This is a genomic window from Methylosinus sp. R-45379, assembly GCF_001644125.1.
Lineage (GTDB): Bacteria > Pseudomonadota > Alphaproteobacteria > Rhizobiales > Beijerinckiaceae > Methylosinus.
Map to the genome: position 1 here is coordinate 1 of NZ_LUUM01000146.1, position 16,520 is coordinate 16,520.

23 protein-coding genes and 1 pseudogene are annotated in these 16,520 nt (G+C 59.0%); 14 read left to right on the forward strand and 10 right to left on the reverse strand.

Features of this window, described 5'->3' with window-relative positions; translation table 11 throughout:
• The 4 genes and pseudogenes from A1351_RS07095 to ybgC all read right to left on the reverse strand — a co-directional run.
• Window positions 1–195: pseudogene (locus A1351_RS07095) on the reverse strand (cell envelope biogenesis protein TolA); the annotation flags it as partial.
• 9 nt (window positions 196–204) lie between these two features.
• Complete coding sequence (locus tag A1351_RS07100; RefSeq protein WP_024880215.1) at window positions 205–654, reverse strand: biopolymer transporter ExbD; 450 nt, start codon at window positions 652–654, stop codon at window positions 205–207.
• 15 nt (window positions 655–669) lie between these two features.
• A complete protein-coding gene (gene tolQ, locus A1351_RS07105; protein ID WP_024880214.1) occupies window positions 670–1,407 on the reverse strand; it encodes a protein TolQ in 738 nt (245 codons plus the stop codon).
• A 248-nt stretch (window positions 1,408–1,655) separates the two neighbouring features.
• Window positions 1,656–2,075 carry a tol-pal system-associated acyl-CoA thioesterase gene (gene ybgC, locus A1351_RS07110; RefSeq protein ID WP_064032620.1) on the reverse strand — a complete coding sequence of 140 codons (420 nt, stop codon included), beginning with the start codon at window positions 2,073–2,075 and terminating at the stop codon, window positions 1,656–1,658.
• A 177-nt stretch (window positions 2,076–2,252) separates the two neighbouring features.
• Here ybgC and A1351_RS07115 point away from each other — a divergent pair, with 177 nt between their 5' ends.
• Both A1351_RS07115 and A1351_RS07120 read left to right on the forward strand, forming a co-directional pair.
• Entirely contained in the window at window positions 2,253–3,071 is an 819-nt protein-coding gene (locus A1351_RS07115; RefSeq protein ID WP_026598832.1) for a hypothetical protein, read from the forward strand.
• Window positions 3,072–3,170: 99 nt separating this feature from the next.
• Window positions 3,171–4,013, forward strand: coding sequence for a hypothetical protein (locus A1351_RS07120; protein ID WP_064032621.1), 843 nt, complete (start codon window positions 3,171–3,173; stop codon window positions 4,011–4,013).
• Between the two features lie 282 nt (window positions 4,014–4,295).
• Here A1351_RS07120 and A1351_RS07125 read toward each other — a convergent pair whose 3' ends face one another.
• Both A1351_RS07125 and A1351_RS24525 read right to left on the reverse strand, forming a co-directional pair.
• Window positions 4,296–4,685: a hypothetical protein gene (locus tag A1351_RS07125; protein WP_064032622.1), complete on the reverse strand. Its 390-nt coding sequence runs from the start codon at window positions 4,683–4,685 to the stop codon at window positions 4,296–4,298.
• 469 nt (window positions 4,686–5,154) lie between these two features.
• The gene (locus tag A1351_RS24525) at window positions 5,155–5,499 is read right to left on the reverse strand and encodes an NINE protein (RefSeq protein WP_157096164.1); all 345 of its coding nucleotides are present in this window, start codon (window positions 5,497–5,499) and stop codon (window positions 5,155–5,157) included.
• A gap of 825 nt (window positions 5,500–6,324) precedes the next feature.
• Between A1351_RS24525 and A1351_RS07130 the strand changes: the two genes are divergently transcribed.
• Genes A1351_RS07130 through A1351_RS07145 form a run of 5 tightly spaced genes read left to right on the forward strand, consistent with a single transcriptional unit; the run spans window position 6,325 to window position 11,330 of the window.
• Window positions 6,325–6,546: an AlpA family transcriptional regulator gene (locus tag A1351_RS07130; protein WP_064032623.1), complete on the forward strand. Its 222-nt coding sequence runs from the start codon at window positions 6,325–6,327 to the stop codon at window positions 6,544–6,546.
• Between the two features lie 3 nt (window positions 6,547–6,549).
• Window positions 6,550–6,792 carry a hypothetical protein gene (locus tag A1351_RS24530; protein ID WP_157096166.1) on the forward strand — a complete coding sequence of 81 codons (243 nt, stop codon included), beginning with the start codon at window positions 6,550–6,552 and terminating at the stop codon, window positions 6,790–6,792.
• Complete coding sequence (locus A1351_RS07135) at window positions 6,792–7,088, forward strand: hypothetical protein (RefSeq protein ID WP_064032624.1); 297 nt, start codon at window positions 6,792–6,794, stop codon at window positions 7,086–7,088. The genes A1351_RS24530 and A1351_RS07135 overlap by 1 nt, the downstream gene beginning before the upstream one ends.
• A 3-nt stretch (window positions 7,089–7,091) precedes the next feature.
• A complete protein-coding gene (locus tag A1351_RS07140) occupies window positions 7,092–7,448 on the forward strand; it encodes a hypothetical protein (protein ID WP_064032625.1) in 357 nt (118 codons plus the stop codon).
• A 15-nt stretch (window positions 7,449–7,463) separates the two neighbouring features.
• Complete coding sequence (locus A1351_RS07145) at window positions 7,464–11,330, forward strand: tape measure protein (RefSeq protein WP_083967204.1); 3,867 nt, start codon at window positions 7,464–7,466, stop codon at window positions 11,328–11,330.
• 84 nt (window positions 11,331–11,414) lie between these two features.
• Here A1351_RS07145 and A1351_RS24535 read toward each other — a convergent pair whose 3' ends face one another.
• Both A1351_RS24535 and A1351_RS07150 read right to left on the reverse strand, forming a co-directional pair.
• On the reverse strand, window positions 11,415–11,621 hold the full coding sequence (locus A1351_RS24535) for a hypothetical protein (RefSeq protein ID WP_157096167.1): 207 nt from the start codon (window positions 11,619–11,621) through the stop codon (window positions 11,415–11,417).
• A 36-nt stretch (window positions 11,622–11,657) separates the two neighbouring features.
• Window positions 11,658–12,287: a DUF6338 family protein gene (locus A1351_RS07150; protein WP_064032627.1), complete on the reverse strand. Its 630-nt coding sequence runs from the start codon at window positions 12,285–12,287 to the stop codon at window positions 11,658–11,660.
• An 89-nt stretch (window positions 12,288–12,376) separates the two neighbouring features.
• On the opposite strand from A1351_RS07150, the gene A1351_RS24540 reads away from it, so the two are divergent.
• Together A1351_RS24540 and A1351_RS07155 are read left to right on the forward strand one after the other, a co-directional pair.
• Entirely contained in the window at window positions 12,377–12,544 is a 168-nt protein-coding gene (locus A1351_RS24540) for a hypothetical protein (protein WP_157096168.1), read from the forward strand.
• A 307-nt stretch (window positions 12,545–12,851) separates the two neighbouring features.
• Complete coding sequence (locus tag A1351_RS07155) at window positions 12,852–13,466, forward strand: DUF6680 family protein (RefSeq protein ID WP_064032628.1); 615 nt, start codon at window positions 12,852–12,854, stop codon at window positions 13,464–13,466.
• A gap of 82 nt (window positions 13,467–13,548) precedes the next feature.
• On the opposite strand, the gene A1351_RS07160 is transcribed toward A1351_RS07155, so the two are convergent.
• Together A1351_RS07160 and A1351_RS24545 are read right to left on the reverse strand one after the other, a co-directional pair.
• A complete protein-coding gene (locus tag A1351_RS07160) occupies window positions 13,549–14,187 on the reverse strand; it encodes a hypothetical protein (RefSeq protein WP_064032629.1) in 639 nt (212 codons plus the stop codon).
• A 64-nt stretch (window positions 14,188–14,251) separates the two neighbouring features.
• On the reverse strand, window positions 14,252–14,500 hold the full coding sequence (locus A1351_RS24545) for a hypothetical protein (protein WP_157096169.1): 249 nt from the start codon (window positions 14,498–14,500) through the stop codon (window positions 14,252–14,254).
• 254 nt (window positions 14,501–14,754) lie between these two features.
• Here A1351_RS24545 and A1351_RS24550 point away from each other — a divergent pair, with 254 nt between their 5' ends.
• Genes A1351_RS24550 through A1351_RS07180 form a run of 5 tightly spaced genes read left to right on the forward strand, consistent with a single transcriptional unit; the run spans window position 14,755 to window position 16,515 of the window.
• Window positions 14,755–15,072 carry an AlpA family transcriptional regulator gene (locus tag A1351_RS24550; protein WP_157096170.1) on the forward strand — a complete coding sequence of 106 codons (318 nt, stop codon included), beginning with the start codon at window positions 14,755–14,757 and terminating at the stop codon, window positions 15,070–15,072.
• A gap of 24 nt (window positions 15,073–15,096) precedes the next feature.
• Window positions 15,097–15,609: a hypothetical protein gene (locus tag A1351_RS24555; RefSeq protein ID WP_157096171.1), complete on the forward strand. Its 513-nt coding sequence runs from the start codon at window positions 15,097–15,099 to the stop codon at window positions 15,607–15,609.
• A complete protein-coding gene (locus tag A1351_RS24560; protein WP_157096172.1) occupies window positions 15,606–15,806 on the forward strand; it encodes a hypothetical protein in 201 nt (66 codons plus the stop codon). The genes A1351_RS24555 and A1351_RS24560 overlap by 4 nt, the downstream gene beginning before the upstream one ends.
• The gene (locus A1351_RS07175; protein WP_064032632.1) at window positions 15,803–16,117 is read left to right on the forward strand and encodes a hypothetical protein; all 315 of its coding nucleotides are present in this window, start codon (window positions 15,803–15,805) and stop codon (window positions 16,115–16,117) included. Before A1351_RS24560 ends, A1351_RS07175 begins: the two co-directional genes overlap by 4 nt.
• Window positions 16,117–16,515, forward strand: a complete 399-nt coding sequence (locus A1351_RS07180; protein WP_064032633.1) for a hypothetical protein — start codon at window positions 16,117–16,119, stop codon at window positions 16,513–16,515. The genes A1351_RS07175 and A1351_RS07180 overlap by 1 nt, the downstream gene beginning before the upstream one ends.
• The last annotated feature ends 5 nt before the right edge of the window (window positions 16,516–16,520 follow it).

A 16,520-nucleotide genomic window follows, 5' to 3' on the forward strand; every position in this document is an offset into this window, starting at 1 on the left:
CTTGATCTCCTTGGCCGCCTTCTCGCCCTTCATCACCTGATTGATCTGCGCATCCGTGACGATATCGACCGGCACGGTCTCCTGCGCATCATCGAATTTCTTCGTATCCGAGAAGGCGATGAGCGTCGCCAGCAGCAGTCCGGCATGGACGGCGGCCGATACGACGAGGCCAGGTTCGGAACGCGAGGGCTTCAACTCTTCCCCTCACTTCTTGTCCACTTCGGTCACAAGAGCGACCTTCTTGTAACCGGCGCTCGTCACCATCGACATGATCTCGGCGACGCGGCCGTAATTCACCGTCTTGGAGGCGCGCATATAGATGCGCTCGTCGAAGCCCGCTTTGGCGGTCTCCTTCAGACGGTCGAGCAGCTGGCCGATCTCGATCGGCTGATCCATCAGAAAGATCTGCCCCTTGTCGTCCACGGCGATGGCCAGCGGCTTCTGATCGATATTGAGCGGGCCGGCCTTGGTCTGCGGCAGATCGACGGCGACGCCAGTGGCGAGCAATGGCGCCGCGACCATGAAGATGATCAGCAGCACCAGCATGACGTCGATGAAGGGCGTCATATTGATCTCGGCCATGGCGCCATAGCGCGGCGTTCCGCGCCGGCGGCGGCCCGAGCCCTTGCGTCCTGCGGCGATCGAGGCGCCCATTTCCGCTTCTCCCGCTCAGGCCGCGCGATCGCGGCCGGACTGTCCGGCGTGCTGATCGATCTGGCGCGACAGAATGGCGGAGAATTCGTCGGCGAAGCTCTCGAGCCGCGCCTGGGTGCGGGCGACGTCGCCCTGCAGCTTATTATAGGCGACCAGCGCCGGAATGGCGGCGAAGAGGCCGATGGCGGTGGCCAGCAGCGCTTCCGCAATGCCCGGCGCGACGACGGCGAGCGAGGTGTTCTTGGAGGCGGCGATGGAGCGGAAGGAGGTCATAATGCCCCACACCGTGCCGAATAGGCCGACAAAGGGGCCGGCCGAGGCGACCGTCGCCAGCACCAGGAGATTGGATTCGAGCTTCTCGACCTCGCGGGCGATGGAGACGTCCAGCACTTTGTCGATACGCGCCTGCAGGCCCATGAAGGAGGCGCCGGCGTTCTGGAAGGAGCGCTTCCATTCGCGCATGGCGGCGATGAACAGGCTGCCCATGCCGGTGGCCGGGCGCTCCTGCAGCTTGGCGTAGAGATCCTCGAGCGAGGAGCCGGACCAGAACACTTCCTCGAAGCGATCCATGGCGCGGCGCGTGCGCGAGAACAGCAGCGCTTTGTTGACGATGATCGCCCAGCACCAGACCGAGGCCAGCAGCAGGCCGACCATCACCAGCTTGACGACGATATGTGCGCCCCAGAACATGCCCCAGATGGAGACCTCGGCGGCGGCGCCGGAGAGCGGGGCGGCGATTTCGGCTGGATTCATGAAAGTCGTCCTCGGAAGTCGCGGGGTCGGCGGCGAAACTCTGGCGGCGAGCGGCGGAAGTCCTCGGCGCTCGCCCGCGCCGGGACCAAAGGCGCGGATAGAGGCAAATCACGTCGCGCTCGCTCCCGCAGCGCCGCGCCGAAGGCTGTGGAGCCCGAGCGGTATGGAGCGTGAATCCGCCGAGATTTTGTCCTGGATGCGCCGCACAATCAGAAAATATGAGCGGAAGGCTTAAGGGACCGTAAAGGTCACGCGCCGCGAGGCATGGCGACCGCGGCGAATTTCTCGCGCACTTCGGTCGGAAGCCTTCGCGGCCGACCGCCTTCCACCGCGGCGATCCTCACTTGTGCGGAAACCAGCATCTCCTCGCCGCGCGTCACGCGCTGATCGAGATCGAACGACGCGCCGGACACTTCCCGGACGATCGTCTCCACAGTGAGGAGATCGTCCATTTGCGCGGGCTTGCGGAAATCGATCGTCATGGCGCGCACGACGAAGAACAGGCCGCCCTGCGCCTCCAGCAGCTCGCGCTGGCCGAGGCCGAGATCGCGCAGCAGCTCGGTGCGGGCGCGCTCCATGAAGCGCAGATAGGAGGCGTGGTAGACGAGGCCGGAGAAATCCGTGTCCTCGTAATAGACGCGGACGGCGAGTGTGTGGGTATGGGTCATTTCGCGCGCGCAGGATCGCTGGAGGCTCTGCTATACAGCAGCCGGCGACGTCTCGCACCCCTCGCGATCACGAGGCGGCGCGGTTCCGGTTTGCGGCGCAGCGAGCTGGTTGCGTTGCAATATGTAATTCTGATACACAGCGAAACGTCGCGCGCGTATCGAGGCTGAGAAGGGTCGATGAACAAAGAGCTTTGCATCCTCGTCTGCGGCGTCGGGGAAAGGGCCTCGGCGGTGGCGAGGCGGCTGATCGGCGAGGGCTATGCGACTGTGCTCCATCAGGAGCGGCCGCCGCGGGCTCTGCGGCGGCGCATGTGCTACGCCGACGCCTGGTTCGACGGCATCGCCACTCTGGGCGGCGTCGAGGCGCGCCGCGCCGACCGGCCGACGGAATTTCTCTGCGGCATGCAGACGCGGCAATTTCTTCCACTTCTGCTGCGGCCTTTCGACGAGGTGGTGGAGCGCTGGCCCTGGGACGTCATCGTCTCGGCGCCGGACCATGACGGCCGGCCGGCCCGCTCTCTCGCCAATGTGGCCGAGCTGACGATCGGCGTCGGCTCCGGCTTCGTCGCCGGCGCGGATTGCGATCTCGTCATCGCGACCGATGGGCTCGATCCGGGCGCCGTGCTGCGGGCCGGAGACGCGCCGCCGAGCCGCCGCGACGCGGATCGTCTGGCGCTCGACTATTGGGACGTGATCGCGATGACGGAGGGCGCGCTCGCCGCGCGCAAGACGATCGGCGAGCGCGTCGAGGCGGAGGAAATTTTGGGCTTCATCGGCGAGGAGCCGGTGCGTGCGCCGGTCGCCGGCCGAATCAGCGGGCTGGCGCGGCCGGACCAGATGGCGCCGGCGGGCGCGCCGATCGCGGAGATCGCGACATCGGACCGCGCGCCCATCGCCGGCGTTTCCGACCGCAACAAGCTCATCGCCCGCGGCGTCTCCTTCGCCGTGGAGATGGAGGCCGGGGGCTGGACGCCGGTCTCGATCGGCTCGCGCTGACGTCTTTCCTGTAATAAGCTCCGGCGCATATTTTTTGGCGCCGGCGATCGATTTGGCGTTTAGCCGTCGAGAGACGGCGCGCCGCGCGGATTTTTCGTCATGAGACCTTTTTTCTCGCTGACCTTGCTGGTCATCGTCACTCTCGTGCTCGGCGGGGTCCCGCGCCTGTGGAACTTCGCGCTCGCCGCTTTCAACGATCCGCGATGGCTGCCGGCGCTGGCCGCCGATTCGCCAGTGCATTTCGAGCCGGCGGCCGAGGGCTGCGCCACCATCGTCGGCCGCATGCTGCCGGAGGCGATTCGCAGCGTCGAGGACGCGCATGGACGCCCTTTCGCGCATGCGCCCATTGTCGGCGTCTACGGCTCCTACGAAAATTACGCCAAGGCCAATGGCACGGGCGATCCGCGCATTGCGGCGATGGCCTCGTTCGGCCGCGTCGTGCTCTCGCCGATCCTATGCGGCGCCGAGAGCGCGCGGCTGGCGCCGGTGCTGACGCGTGAGCTCTCCCATGCGCATTTCTTCGGCTGGCGGGGGCTATGGGCGGAACGTCCGCCGAGCTGGTTCGTGGAAGGCCTCGCCGTCATGATCTCGGGCGGCGCCGGCGCGGAGGAGATGAGCGAGAAGGAGGCGCGGGCGCGCATTCGCGACGGCCATGCGCTCATCATGAGCGAGCAGGGCGTCTGGCGGGATTTTTCGTCCATCGCCTTCGCCGAGGAGCGTGGCGGCAATTTTGCGCGATTCGATCTCCTCTATCGTCAACGGCTGGCCTTGCGCCAAGCGGCGATGTTCGTGGCCTGGCTGAAGGCGCAGGACGAGGCGGGCTTCGCCGAGCTGCTGCGCGGACTGGAGGAGGGGAAGGGGTTCGCCGCCGCCTTTCAGGCGGCGTTCCGCGCCGATCTGCCGACGCTGTCGCGAAACTATCTCGCCACCATCGGCGGATAGGGCGATCGGGCGAAGGCCAGCAAACCTCCCCCTCATGCTGAGGAGCGCCCGAAGGGCGCGTCTCGAAGCGCGATGGGGAGCTCCAGATGGCCGCGCATGAAGGTTTCCTCGTCCTTCGAGACGCCGCTTCGCGGCTCCTCAGGATGAGGAAACCTTCACCCGATCGCCCTGGACATCGGCGGATGAGGCTCGCTGGGCGCGACATTCGCGGCGGCGGCGTCGCGTGGGCCGAGGCCATAGCGCGTCTCGGCCGCGAGAAGGTCCTGCCGCGGAGCGATGGCTCTAGCTGATCGCATGCATCGCCAAGGCATAGGCGATCCAGATAAATCCGACCGAGGACACGACGAAGCTCAGCGCCGTATAGCCCCTCCACAAAGGCTTGCTCCAGAAATTCGGATCGAAAGCCGCGATGGTGAAGACTGTCGGATTGGAGAAACCGCCGATCGCCACACACCAGCAAGCAACGACGGGCAGCTCGACGCCAGAGCCATAGAATCCGACGCCGAACAGCGCCATCAACGCATAGTCGACATGCGCTCTTATCATCGTCTTATAGTCGATGATGAAGCTGTCGAAGGCCTTTATCGGGAACCATTTCGCGAATGTCATCAACCACGCCGTCGTAATGAGGGCCGTGATACAGGCGGCCGAGCCGATCAGAAGGATTTTCATCCGAGCTTCCTCGAGTTTCTACGTGCACAGAGGAAGCTTTTTCGCCCGTAGGCGCTCCTTGTGTCTCGGGATATTCGCCTAGTCGCCTTTAGGCGATTTTCCCGAGCACGTGCAGCCGCCGTCCCGCTCGGCGTGCCGAGGATTGTCGCGGCGCTCTAAAGTCTCACGCTTCCCGGTCCCGGCGGTCTCGACGCGCCATTATGGTCGTCGCGAGGCGGTCGTACGCTCAGCGGCACCTCGGTGAGGCGCTCGCGCTATGCCACTGAAGTCAAGAGAAAATTTGGTCGGAGTGAGAGGATTCGAACCTCCGACCCCCTCGTCCCGAACGAGGCTGGGCCGGAGTCGAACTCTTTGTTTTCATGCACTTATCTGAATCGAAAATCGCGATTTTCGTGCCTATTTTTCGTATAACCGGACTATGGGCGGACTATTCCAGCTCTCAAGCCGTCGCTACAAGAGCGACCCGCTGTCAGGTGTTGACGGCATTAGGAAAGTATCGCGACACCGTGCGATTGCGCACCGCCTCGGAGTGTTGTCTGGTATATCTCGGAATCGAGAACAAATCCCACAAAAACATGATTCCATTGAACGCTAGAAAAAGCGCGGTCGGGCCGGGGTATCCTGCGAACAGCGCCGCAAGTGCAAATATTGTTGAAAATAGCTCAACAGTGCCTCTCCCCCATTTGCCCAGATAGAAACAATGAGTTCCAAACCCGCCAATGAATACGAACAGCAAATAGGCAATTGCCGAGCTTTTTTTCTCGTTTGAAACCCGGAGTTCAACCGCAGTGATCTGGTCAGCAGTTAATGTCATTTCTTCCTCTATCGGCTTGGTGCGATGGTAACGCTTGCTCTTGATGAGCCCGCTGCTGCAATCCAATAAATTATGGACGTTTATGAGCTACTAAAGCGTAGCAGTTGGTCCAGGCTTGGTGAATGTTCTATTTCAAAAGTGATTATATGCCGTCCGTTCCGCTGAAATCGGCCAGAACGCTGCTCGGCGCGAGTGCCGGAAGAAAAAAAAAACGGTAATGCGGGGGGACAAGTCCAGAATTTTCGGCCAATTTCGCAAATCATAATGAGCCACAAAACGAATTAAATCGACTTTTTTCGACATTATGAGCATAATACCAAAGTCAAGTGAGGCATACGCCCCGCCACTGTAACTCGCGAAGCCGAACGCAGAGTGACTTTTGGTAGGCCATGCGACGACTAGTCGGTGACTAGCTTTCGTTTCTTTCTAGTTTTTTCCAGTCTGTGGCAAGGCTGTCAAAAGACCAGACAGACAAAACACTTACAACCGCGATTTGTAGCGTCCTACTCCTGCAAGACAAATCCGGTTCGGCGCGGCGGCGGTCTGAGACTTTGGTCCCTCAGGTGGAGCCGTCGCCGCGCCCTCCTATTCCAATTTGCGCTGCCGTTAGGGGACGAGCCAGACGGTCATACAAGCGCAAAACGCTGCCCACCCCAAGGCATCCGGGGGCTGTGCAAACTCCCACAGCACGGGCGGCGAACGGCGAGTCCATCACCAGAGCCGAGTTTTCTTTTCCTCCTCGGCGACGATCGCTCACCGCACGCACGGTAGGCAGCAATCTCGGTGATGGACTCGCCACCCACATCAAAAAGGCACACAGCACACATGCAGCGTATTGGTGACATCATCGTTTTGAACACAGCAGAGAGCGCAGCGCTCCTCGGCGTCAGCCTATCCACTCTTTTCCTGCTGCGTCGACAAGATGACTTCCCCCGCCCGATCAAGTTGAACCGCCGTAACCTGTGGCTCGCCGCCGATCTCCGCGAGTGGGCCGAGTCTCGCATCGCGCGGAACACAGCTCGCACGCACACTGACGAGGCCGCCTAACCGATGCGCGATCTCACAACAACCGACCTCGCTTTTGCGCTCGGTGTCAGCACATGCACACTCTCGACGCTGCGCAAGATACACGCTGCGTCTTTCCCAACGCCAAGCAAACACGGCCACGCGCTCTTTTGGAACATCGATGCTGTGCGCGGATGGCTCAACTCACTGCCAGCACAGCAGCGCCCGACCTCCATTGCTGATTACCATCGTCGCGTGAAAGAGATCATTTTGCGAAAGCCATTCTAATGAGCAAATATTGGGAATTGCCACGCCTGCGGACCACCGCAGGAACCAACGCAGACGCGAGTCTGATTCGTGATTTCACAACTGGCGAAATGCAGTTCTGCCTAGCGACACACAACGCAGGATTCCGACAGTTGCGCAGGCGCAATCCCGATTTCCCAAAACGCTCACGCGTCGAGGGCGTCGCCATCCTGTGGAGTGTGTCGGAAGTGCGAGCATGGATCGTCGCGCATGGGTTCACCACGGATGTTTTCGATTTGCGCGTGTCGCAGATCGCTGCGCGAAAGGGAGTTGCGTAAACAATGCTCGTTCCTCTATTCGGTCTCATTGACGGAAGCTCAACACCGGATGATCCGACGCCACGCCAGCGCATCACGGCACTGTATGCCGACGCCGCTGGCAAGCAAGCGGTCGAGTTCTCCGCTTCACCACTACGACTCATTTTCAATGAGGTTCCGGCTGGCACATTCGACGGCGTGAATAAGACGTTCACGCTGGCACATGCGCCGGCTGGTGGAGGAGTCCTGCTCTTCCTGAACAATGCCCACTTGTTTCCGGGAGTCGATTACACGATCGCCGGCAACGTCATTACCATGACGGGCGTAGGCGCGCCCCCGGATTGGTCAAACCTCACAGCGTTCTATCAGACGCGCGCCTAATTTGGATTTCATAGTATGGCCGAGCATTCAATTCAGATTTCAGTCGACGCCAGCGCTGGACGCGCCGAACTTCGTTCACTCACGCAGGCGATTCAGTCAACGTCCAATGCGCTACGTCAGCTAGGCTCGGCAGGCGGCGGCAACGCGTTCGCCTCACTCTCGCGGTCGCTCACAGACACGTCGAGAGGGTTCGAGTCACTGAAGCGCGCCACACGCGATAACGGACTCGCCGAGTTCAACCAAAGCATTTCCGCCCTATCGCGAGGAATGCCAGTTGCGGCCCGTGAAATCGTCGCGCTCGCGAGCGCTTTCATTGTGAATCGCAACGCCGTGGCGCTCTTTGCAGGTGCGCTCGGGACGGTTGGTCTAGGTAAGTTCGCATCCGACTCTATGACCGCCGGAACTGCCGCACTCAACCTAAAAATTGCCGTGGATTCCGTCGCCGCAGGTTCCGGCGAAGCCGGGCGCGCGCTCGCATTCATTCGTCAGACAGCGCAAGACCTCGGACAACCGCTCGACGTTGCGACGAAGCAATTCGCTTCCTTCTACACCTCGGCGCGCGCATTGGGTAAGACGCCTCAGACGATCGAAAACGTCTGGCGCGGTTTGTCTACCGCGATGAGCGCCCTTCACGTCGGGCGACAGGATCAAGCGCTCTTCTTCAAGGAGCTGCAAGAGACCTACGCTATGAACAAGATCGATGCGACGCGTTTGGTTCGCAGCATGTCGACTCACTTGCCGGGCCTCACGGCGAGCATGAGTCAGGCACTCGGAATCACTGGCGCTGAAATGCACCACAGATTCAAGAACGGCGGACTCAGTGTCGACTCGTGGGAAGCGCTCGCATCGCTACTTGAAAAGCGTTATGGTGGCGGCGTCAAGGAAGCTCTCGACCACGCGCAAGGGTCCGTTATCGCGCTGTCAAATTCCTTCGAATTGTTGAAGCAAAAGACCTTCGACTCAGGAATCGACGCGGCAATCGCTGGCGTCGCGAACACCGTGAACAGCATCCTGAAGCCCAACATCGACTCGATTGCCGGCGCTCTCGGCACTGCGTTTCAGCACGGCTCGGCTGGCGTTCAGTTGCTAATGACGAAGCTCTATGAGCTGCGTTCTCCGCTTACGACAATCGGAACCATCCTCGCCGGCTATGCCGCTTATCAGGCAACCTTCGCCATCCTCGCGGCGGGCGTCTCATTCTTGCTACGTCCGATCGGCCTCGCTGTCGCCGCTGGCGCACTTCTCTATGCGACGTGGGAGTCTTTCGAGCCGACAGCTCAGAAGCTCGCTGCGATCTTTCAGCACCTCGGCCAAGGCGTAGCGAATCTGTCAGCACTCATTGCAGACTCGACGAAGGGCTTCATCAATTTTGGGGCTGTCGCCGCATGGGCAGGTGAAAAGGCAAGCTCTGCATGGTCGTGGCTGACGGGTGGCGTCGACAAGCTCGCCAATAACGCGGGCTACAAGGCCGGCACGGATTACCTGTCAGGCATTAGCGCGGCTGCATCCGGCCTCACGCGGAAGCTCTGGGGAGGTATCGAATCGTCAATCCCTGATTTCCTGAAGCCAACAAAGTTGGTTGACGACTACAAGAGATTGCTGGACGCGACTCGCCCCAAGGAATTCACGCAGCACGGCGACTACGAGTCGAATCGCAAGATTTATGATGCGCCGCATAACGATTTGTCCGAAGAGCAAACGAAGTTGCTCGCGAAGCTCTCCCCGACCACGGCGGCGCTGAAGACATACCGGGAGGAATTGGAGAAGATCGCCGGACTCCGTGGGAAGATCGATCCTCTTTCCGGCTCGCTCATTGGTGACGCAGAGATTTCCAAGCTTCGTGAAGCCGCCCGCGAGCAAGCCTTCGTTCACGCTTTCCCCGCTGCAAACAAGATTTCCGAGCTAGTCGACAAGATTCGACTCGAAAAGGAAGCGCTCGCCAATGCCGGCGGATTGTCGAATAAGGAAGCGCTGCAACAGGAGCGCGAGTTTCTTCAGATCAAGCTCTCCCTAAAGAAGCGTCACGTCGACCTGACTCACGAAGAGACGGCGGCGCTTCGTGACCTGATTCGGGCTGAACACGAATTGGCGAAGGGCGGATCGAACGGCTTCAGCCAATGGGCGAACCAGCAGAAGACATCCGTCGAGGCGATGAACGACAACATTCGTTCAGGATTGGACTCGCTAGCCGATGGAATCGCCAAGGTGGCGGTTGAAGGAAAGGGAAAGTTCTCGTCTTTGGGCGCAGCAATCCGCAGCGAGTTCGCCGACATCGCGAAGAGCATCGCGAGCAATTTCCTGAAGGCCGGCATTCGCGACCTCATGGCGAAGGGGATCAAGAGTCTGAATCTGGACTCGTCCCTCACTTCCACTCTGTCGAAGGCCATCGGCGGCGGGCAAGATATCATCGATAAGGCAAATAACCAGCTCGACAAGTTCTCGACTTCCGACGCCTTGAAGACGGTCGGCACCATGGACGTGCAAGCCGCTGTGGTGAACCTCAACGCCAGCGGATTGGACGCATTCAAGCCCGGCTCGACGCTTCAGGATTCCATCAATCCCAAGGCGGTCGGCGGCGTCGAGCCGAAGACATCGAACCTTCAGAAGCCTTCACCCCTCGCCGAACAAATCGGCGTGAAGCCTCTTGCCGACTCCGGCGCAATCCGCACGCTGGACGGTATCTCGCGCAACTCGGCGGAGAGCCTCGCGCTACGCATGTCGACACGTCCAGGAACCGACATGGTTCACGTAAACGACAAGCTGAAGGATATCCTCGACAACGCATCCAAGTCGCTGCCTGAAGGATGGCGCGCGCAATACACTTCTGGTTTCCGTCATACGGGCGCGATCAATCCGAACAGCCTGCATGATCGTGGACTCGCTACCGACGTTCAGCTCTTCGACGCCAACGGCAAGGCGCTGGCGAACTACCAGAATGCAGGCACCTTCCGCGACTATGAGAAGTTCGCACAGGCAGCGAAGCGCTACCAGACAGAGCGCTACCCTGATTTGAATGATCGATTCGCATGGGGCGGCTACTACGGCGGGCGTGGTGGCAGAGCGCTCGGATATGGCGGCGCGGACACCATGCACTTCGATCTCGGCGGCAAGCGTGGTCGAATGGGTAATTGGGATGATGGCCTGACAGCCGGGCGTGGTCTCTATGACACGCAGGATAAGCCATCGATCGGAATGCGTAAGCTGACGGAAGGTCGGTCGGCTTTTGATGACACGGCGCGGGAGAGCGTCCTAGAACGACAGATGCGCGAACAGCGGGAGAAGGAACGAGAGAGTCGGACTCGTTCAGATTCATCGGCGGACATCGGTCGTCAGAGCAACAGCACGGCGAACGATCTCGCCGGCCTCGGCACATCGATTGCCAAGCTCGGCGCATCCGGCAAGGCGACGGCCCCGGCTATCGTCAGTGTCGCCGAATCTGTCCTCAAGCTTCTCAGCGACCTTGCATCGGGCGGAAAGGGTGGCGGTTCGGGAGGTGGTGGCCTGGGCAGCATCGTGAGTGCTGGTGCCAGCCTGCTGGGCTCGTTTTTCCAGGAAGGCGGTATGGTGGGTGCTCCCGTGTCGTCTACTGCAATGCCTGCCTCTTTCTGGGCTGGCGCGCCCCATTACGCCGAGGGAACGCCGAACACCAGCGGCGGACATCCTGCGATCTTGCATGATAACGAGGCGGTCATCCCACTCACACGCGGTCGTGAGGTCCCTGTCCAGTTGAACGGCGCGGGAGGTGGCGGCGACACTCACGTCACCTACAACATGCACTCGAATATCACGGCGAAGGATCACGACAGCTTCCGTCGTAACTCGGGGCAAATCGCTGCCGAATTCCACAAGGTCGCCGGACGTATGGCGGCGCGAAATAACTAATCGAACGGCGGGAAGGGACGCCCGCAGCGGGAGCACGATCGTAGGGAAGCACGATCGGGGCTCCCGCATTTGTTTTGATGACGCTCAGGCCGACTCTTCATTTCCATTCGACGGAGTCGACGGAGTCGGATTCTCAGGTGCCGGCGAGGGGATGATCGGTCCTCCGCCAATTTGGATAGGGCCATCGCTTACATGCGGGCCACCAATCGGTCTTTCCGACTTGGTAAATTCCGGCGTCTCAATGCGATGGATAAGCGGTTCAACGATCGTTATTTTCTTTTCATCTGCCATGATATCACCTCGCGGATATGCGCAGCGTTGCGCTCTTCAAGAACGTCGGGCAGACACCACTTCAATCACTCTAATTTCACTGGCCGCTATATAAGCGCCGCGTTGGGGCTTTTGGGGGACGTATTGGCCGTCGGTGTCCACCACACCAATTTCGCCAAGAAACAGGTCTAACGTCTTCGCATCAGTCGACGACGCCGAGCCGCCCTTTCCGCCGATCCAACGTCCATATACGTGACTGCCATCCTTTAGCCCAACCAAGAGCACGGAACCAGGGGTGAGTTCGCGAAACAGTGTCTCCCATGCTGTGGCGTGGGGCGATGGCAGGCGAATGCCGACAGATCGTAACATATAACCGACAGCATCACTCGATTCCAAAATGCCGAAGCCGAAACCCACGAAGGCAGGAATAATAAGCAGAATCAGTAGCCACAACCATGAAGAAAAAGCGGGCTTCAGGGCCTGCATGTCTGAATTTATGCCGGCCGTAAAAAGAAGCACGATGAAATAATAGATAACAGAGCCGAGAATGAAAGCCGCAACATCGTCCTTTGCGATCGTAGGGAACGTGCCACGCATTGCGAATGATCGGAATAAAGTGATGAAAGCTCCGGGAACAACCCAGAGCAACACTTTGATGACATCAAAATCTTTCAGCACGTCACTCATGGCGTTCCGCTCCGTCCAGCAACTCGGGGCTTGTCAGTGCGCCGTCGCCTCTTGCATACCACGGAAATCTGAATTCGACGCGGTGAGACATGGGCTGGCAAGGCCAACATCACCGCGACCTGGACGACGAGCGCCAATGGCGAGAGCTGCCACTACGCCAGCGCTATGACTGGTGGGGCGTCGCCGTCTTCGTAGTCGGTGTGGTTGCCGTCGTGGTGCTGATCGTGAATCGCATCGCAGGAAATTTCATGCGCTGATCGGGCTTCCGCTATATGGACCGAGCCAGTCACATCGGCGCGCTGGTGGCGGTGACGTTCACAACCACTACAACATGTCGACGAATATCCAAGCGGAGGACGCGGATTCATTCCGTCGCAACTCAGGGCAAATCGCAGCCGACTTCCACAAGATGGCGGGTCGTTTTGCAGCTCGGAATAATTGACATGTCGTGCGCTGTGCGAGGCGCTCTTTTTTGAGAAGTTGTGGATAGCTTGGGGCTCAATTTGGCTAACTAACGCCGGCGCTGTAGGTGTTGATGATCGGCACATCGTTGGAGAGCGCAACATGACGTTTGAGACGTTCGCAGTAGTGTTTGCGACCCTGTTAGGCCCGATTTTGGCCGTTCAAGCTCAAAAGATGATAGAGAGAATCTCGGAGAGAAGACGGCAAAAGCAGGAGGTCTTTAGATCACTTATGGTTACAAGAGGAAGCCGCGTATCCTTCGAGCATGTGAGGGCGCTGAATTCTATCGATATAGTATTTTCACAAAATGATAAAAAGGAAAATAAAGTAATTAAAAAGTGGCGAATTTACGCATTTAATCTAAACCAGAATGTGCAAGACGCTTCAGAGGCGGCACTTGCCACATGGGTAAATAAAAATGACGAGCTATTTCTAGATTTGATGGAGGCGATGGCGCTTGCGCTTGGAGTTCCTGCTGAACGCGAACATCTTGCAGGTGCTTATCTTCCAAAGGCGCATTTTGATACGGCACAGGCACAACAAAGGGCGCTGAGTAGCATCGCGAGAGTGTTTTCTGGTGAGCAGCCCCTGAAAATGGATGTTACGTCGTTTCCAGCGTCTCCCGAAGCCGTGTCTCGACAAGAGGAGATACAGAAGAAACTCCTTTTAGCTTTGGGCGATGGCGAGATGAATGTTCACATTACCAACCAACCATAAGCCTCTTTAGGTAATATAGAAGGTGGTAGGTTTTGCGCGAGTTGCGTAAAGCCTACGACCTGGACTCATCGAACGACCAACGTCAGATGTGCTCGACTCCAATCTCGCGGATGCTGCGAATCGTGAACGGCACAATCTCCTTCTCTTCGCGGTCATCAATGGCGAGAGCCACATTACGCTTCGCGATCGTGCCTTTGTAGATCACTGGCGAGCCTCCCGCCGTCACGCCACGAATCCCCTTATTTGAGAAGTCGCGCGCGATCTCCATATCGAGAGTCCATGCAAGGCGACGATGGCCGTTTCGAATGCCGGTGTTGCAGCCGCGATAGATGGTGAGCTGTTCAGGCAACGAGTCATAGAAGGCGCGCTGTTCATCGCTCAGAATGTCGACGCTCCACAGCACGCGGTCACGTTTGAAAAGCTTCTTCCAAGTGTCATGGTCGATAGCATCCCACCCGGTCCACTCCGATGCGACGGCGCGCCAGTCGGTTCCATGTTCCGCGCAGTAGGCGGCGGCTTCGTAGTTTCGCTCAACATTGTCGAGTATCCCATACGCAACCGATGGAATGCCAAAAATGTGCGGGTCATCTTCCTTCGCATTCGCCAAGGCAGGTTCGAAAAAAAGGATACGTTTGATCTCCCGCGTCGACATACCTGCGTTCAGCATCTCTTGAAATTTTGAATAGTCCGGCATCGGGCCGAGATCGTTCTCATTCGACATAGACTGTCTCACAATAGGTAGTGACTGCGCCACGGTGCGGGCTATGGCGCAGTTCCATCACATTTCACGCCTGACGGCGGCTCCACGACAGGCGCTCCGGCGCGACGCGTGTGCCAATGCGGTCATAGAGGTCAATGATATCCTCGGCGAGCTTCTGGTCATCGCCATCGGGGTCTGGCCCCAAGAGATCACCGACGCTGATCGCTCCCATATCCTGGAATAGGCGAAGTAGGCGCGCGTTTGCGGGAGTCGACCCGGCGTCGTTGGAAGTGGAGTTTTTGGCTGCGGCACTAATTTCACGATGCTGATTCATACGCTGTCCAATTCAGTTAGATCGCTGCTAACAACGCGAACCTAGACGAACCCAGAAATACGAGTCAATGCCCTGAATCGATTATCTTTTACACCGTCAATAACCACGACATCCCTGTGGATACGTGTCATGAATCTTGACGCTCGCCGATGAATACGGACGCGCAAAGGGATTCTGAGCCGCGAATTTAAGAAAATTGACTTTTTGGAGCGGATACGGCAAGATCATGCCCGTTAACAGAGTTACGCACAAATATGCGCAACTCGCCCCTCGCCGATTACTCTTCCATCGGTGATGATAAAAAGTCAAGAGCAAAAAATAAGCAGGACAGGAATATGAACCAAACCAACGGCTTACAAACGGCAAATGCCCCTCCCGTCGTCACGCCCTTCCCGACGAATCGCCTCGTTCGCTGGAGTGAGCTTCGGGAATACCTCGGCATCAGCGATGCGCACATGCACACGCTTTCGAATGCAGGACAGCTTCCGCCGTTCTTTCGGGTCGGGCGGACGAAGTTCTTCGATCCATCCGAAATTACCACTTGGCTCGCGTCACGTCGAAACGTGGCCTGAGACCGTAAACATAAGGAACCATATATGTCACAAGATAAGCGTAAGCTCGCACGTGGTATCGAACGCGAGCTTGTAAATGAGTATCCGGCCTTCGCGAATGTGCCCAAGGCCGAACGTGAACGCCTCGCCGATTATTGGAGCGAGGATTCCTACGTCGATGAATTTGGCGTCCTGCGCTCCGTCAACGGCGAGGCATTGCGCGACTCGCTCCGCTATGCGCTGGCGGATAAGGCCGGCTCCGCTGTTGCGGTCTCCACACCCGCGACGGGGGTGGAGAAGCGCCACTCCAATGGCCTCACCGATGCAGATATTGAGGCGATCAAAGACCCACAGCGCCGCCTCGAAGTGCTGGCCGAGGTCGAGGGCGGTTGCCGTGTGGTGCCGAGCTGGCAGCGTGGCGCAGCGCGTCCTGTCACGGTTGCAGAGATCACGCAGCGCACTGGTTTGACGCCCGAGGATTTCGCCGCTCTGCCACCTGATCGCAAGCTTCAAATCACGGATGAAGTGAAATTCGGGCGTAATGGGGGCGCGCTATGAGCGACGAAACGACCTCCACCACAAGCCCGCAGGCCGAGCCTATCTCAACCGTGGATTTGATCCACTTCAGCGGCCTCTCGCCCGAGCGCTGGCGAGCGCTCACTGACGAGAAGCGCGAAGAATGGATTCGCGCCTTTCGTGCATCTGGTGCGCCTGCCGGTGTCGCCGAACTCGCGCAGGGGCGTCGTCGTAAATGAGCACCTTCGTTTTATTTGAAACGACCGACCGTGCTGTTAGCAGCACGCCAACGTTTTTCACCATCGATGTTGCCAATGATCCGAACGTGCAGAATCCACCACAATCGTGGTCGGTTCGCGTGTGGAGCACGGTCGGGATTCACATCGCCGTAAACGGCCAAGCGGCGACGGTGGATGACTTCCCGATTGCAGCGGGGCTGCACGGCGAAGAGTTGCATGTCCCTGCTGGTGCTGTCTTCAGCGTCATCAAGCAGGATGGCGAGGCCGATGGTCGCGTTTGGGCAACCCGCGTGAAACGTAAGGGCGCGTGATGACAGACACGACACTCGCTCTCTTTGAGAAGCAGTTCCCGACCATCGCTAAGATGGTCGCGGACTCGGAAAACTATCGCATCGAAATCACGCATCCGCTCGAATCCCTAGGCATCGGCGCGGCTTCGACTGTGATCTTTAAAAGCAAGGCAGGTAGAGGCTTTGGCGCATCGTGGCACCTCGACAAGGGCGAGCTGCACGGCCTGCGTTCACGTCGCTACAGCTCGGCGGCTGGTGATGATGATCCTGCAAATCGAGAATGGATTCGCGAGTTGGAGCGCCGGCTGTCGCTCGATGGTGAAAGCCGTGGCGAGATCGCACGCGCGCTTCGTATCAGAGGCAAGAATCATTCACAAAAATCAAAGATGCGCGAGGGCCTCGCGCGGCGCGCCTACTGACAAAA

Coding starts and splice junctions, on each gene's coding strand:
- A1351_RS07120 (WP_064032621.1), top strand. CDS start 3,171: ATGAGACCTTTTTTCTCGCTGACCTTGCTGGTCATCGTCACTCTCGTG.
- A1351_RS07125 (WP_064032622.1), bottom strand. CDS start 4,685: ATGAAAATCCTTCTGATCGGCTCGGCCGCCTGTATCACGGCCCTCATT.
- A1351_RS07115 (WP_026598832.1), top strand. CDS start 2,253: ATGAACAAAGAGCTTTGCATCCTCGTCTGCGGCGTCGGGGAAAGGGCC.
- A1351_RS07145 (WP_083967204.1), top strand. CDS start 7,464: ATGGCCGAGCATTCAATTCAGATTTCAGTCGACGCCAGCGCTGGACGC.
- A1351_RS07150 (WP_064032627.1), bottom strand. CDS start 12,287: ATGAGTGACGTGCTGAAAGATTTTGATGTCATCAAAGTGTTGCTCTGG.
- A1351_RS24550 (WP_157096170.1), top strand. CDS start 14,755: ATGCGCAACTCGCCCCTCGCCGATTACTCTTCCATCGGTGATGATAAA.
- A1351_RS24540 (WP_157096168.1), top strand. CDS start 12,377: ATGGGCTGGCAAGGCCAACATCACCGCGACCTGGACGACGAGCGCCAA.
- A1351_RS07140 (WP_064032625.1), top strand. CDS start 7,092: ATGCTCGTTCCTCTATTCGGTCTCATTGACGGAAGCTCAACACCGGAT.
- A1351_RS07160 (WP_064032629.1), bottom strand. CDS start 14,187: ATGTCGAATGAGAACGATCTCGGCCCGATGCCGGACTATTCAAAATTT.
- tolQ (WP_024880214.1), bottom strand. CDS start 1,407: ATGAATCCAGCCGAAATCGCCGCCCCGCTCTCCGGCGCCGCCGCCGAG.
- ybgC (WP_064032620.1), bottom strand. CDS start 2,075: ATGACCCATACCCACACACTCGCCGTCCGCGTCTATTACGAGGACACG.
- A1351_RS07130 (WP_064032623.1), top strand. CDS start 6,325: ATGCAGCGTATTGGTGACATCATCGTTTTGAACACAGCAGAGAGCGCA.
- A1351_RS07135 (WP_064032624.1), top strand. CDS start 6,792: ATGAGCAAATATTGGGAATTGCCACGCCTGCGGACCACCGCAGGAACC.
- A1351_RS07100 (WP_024880215.1), bottom strand. CDS start 654: ATGGGCGCCTCGATCGCCGCAGGACGCAAGGGCTCGGGCCGCCGCCGG.
- A1351_RS24545 (WP_157096169.1), bottom strand. CDS start 14,500: ATGAATCAGCATCGTGAAATTAGTGCCGCAGCCAAAAACTCCACTTCC.
- A1351_RS07175 (WP_064032632.1), top strand. CDS start 15,803: ATGAGCACCTTCGTTTTATTTGAAACGACCGACCGTGCTGTTAGCAGC.
- A1351_RS24555 (WP_157096171.1), top strand. CDS start 15,097: ATGTCACAAGATAAGCGTAAGCTCGCACGTGGTATCGAACGCGAGCTT.
- A1351_RS24530 (WP_157096166.1), top strand. CDS start 6,550: ATGCGCGATCTCACAACAACCGACCTCGCTTTTGCGCTCGGTGTCAGC.
- A1351_RS24535 (WP_157096167.1), bottom strand. CDS start 11,621: ATGGCAGATGAAAAGAAAATAACGATCGTTGAACCGCTTATCCATCGC.
- A1351_RS24525 (WP_157096164.1), bottom strand. CDS start 5,499: ATGACATTAACTGCTGACCAGATCACTGCGGTTGAACTCCGGGTTTCA.
- A1351_RS24560 (WP_157096172.1), top strand. CDS start 15,606: ATGAGCGACGAAACGACCTCCACCACAAGCCCGCAGGCCGAGCCTATC.
- A1351_RS07155 (WP_064032628.1), top strand. CDS start 12,852: ATGACGTTTGAGACGTTCGCAGTAGTGTTTGCGACCCTGTTAGGCCCG.
- A1351_RS07180 (WP_064032633.1), top strand. CDS start 16,117: ATGACAGACACGACACTCGCTCTCTTTGAGAAGCAGTTCCCGACCATC.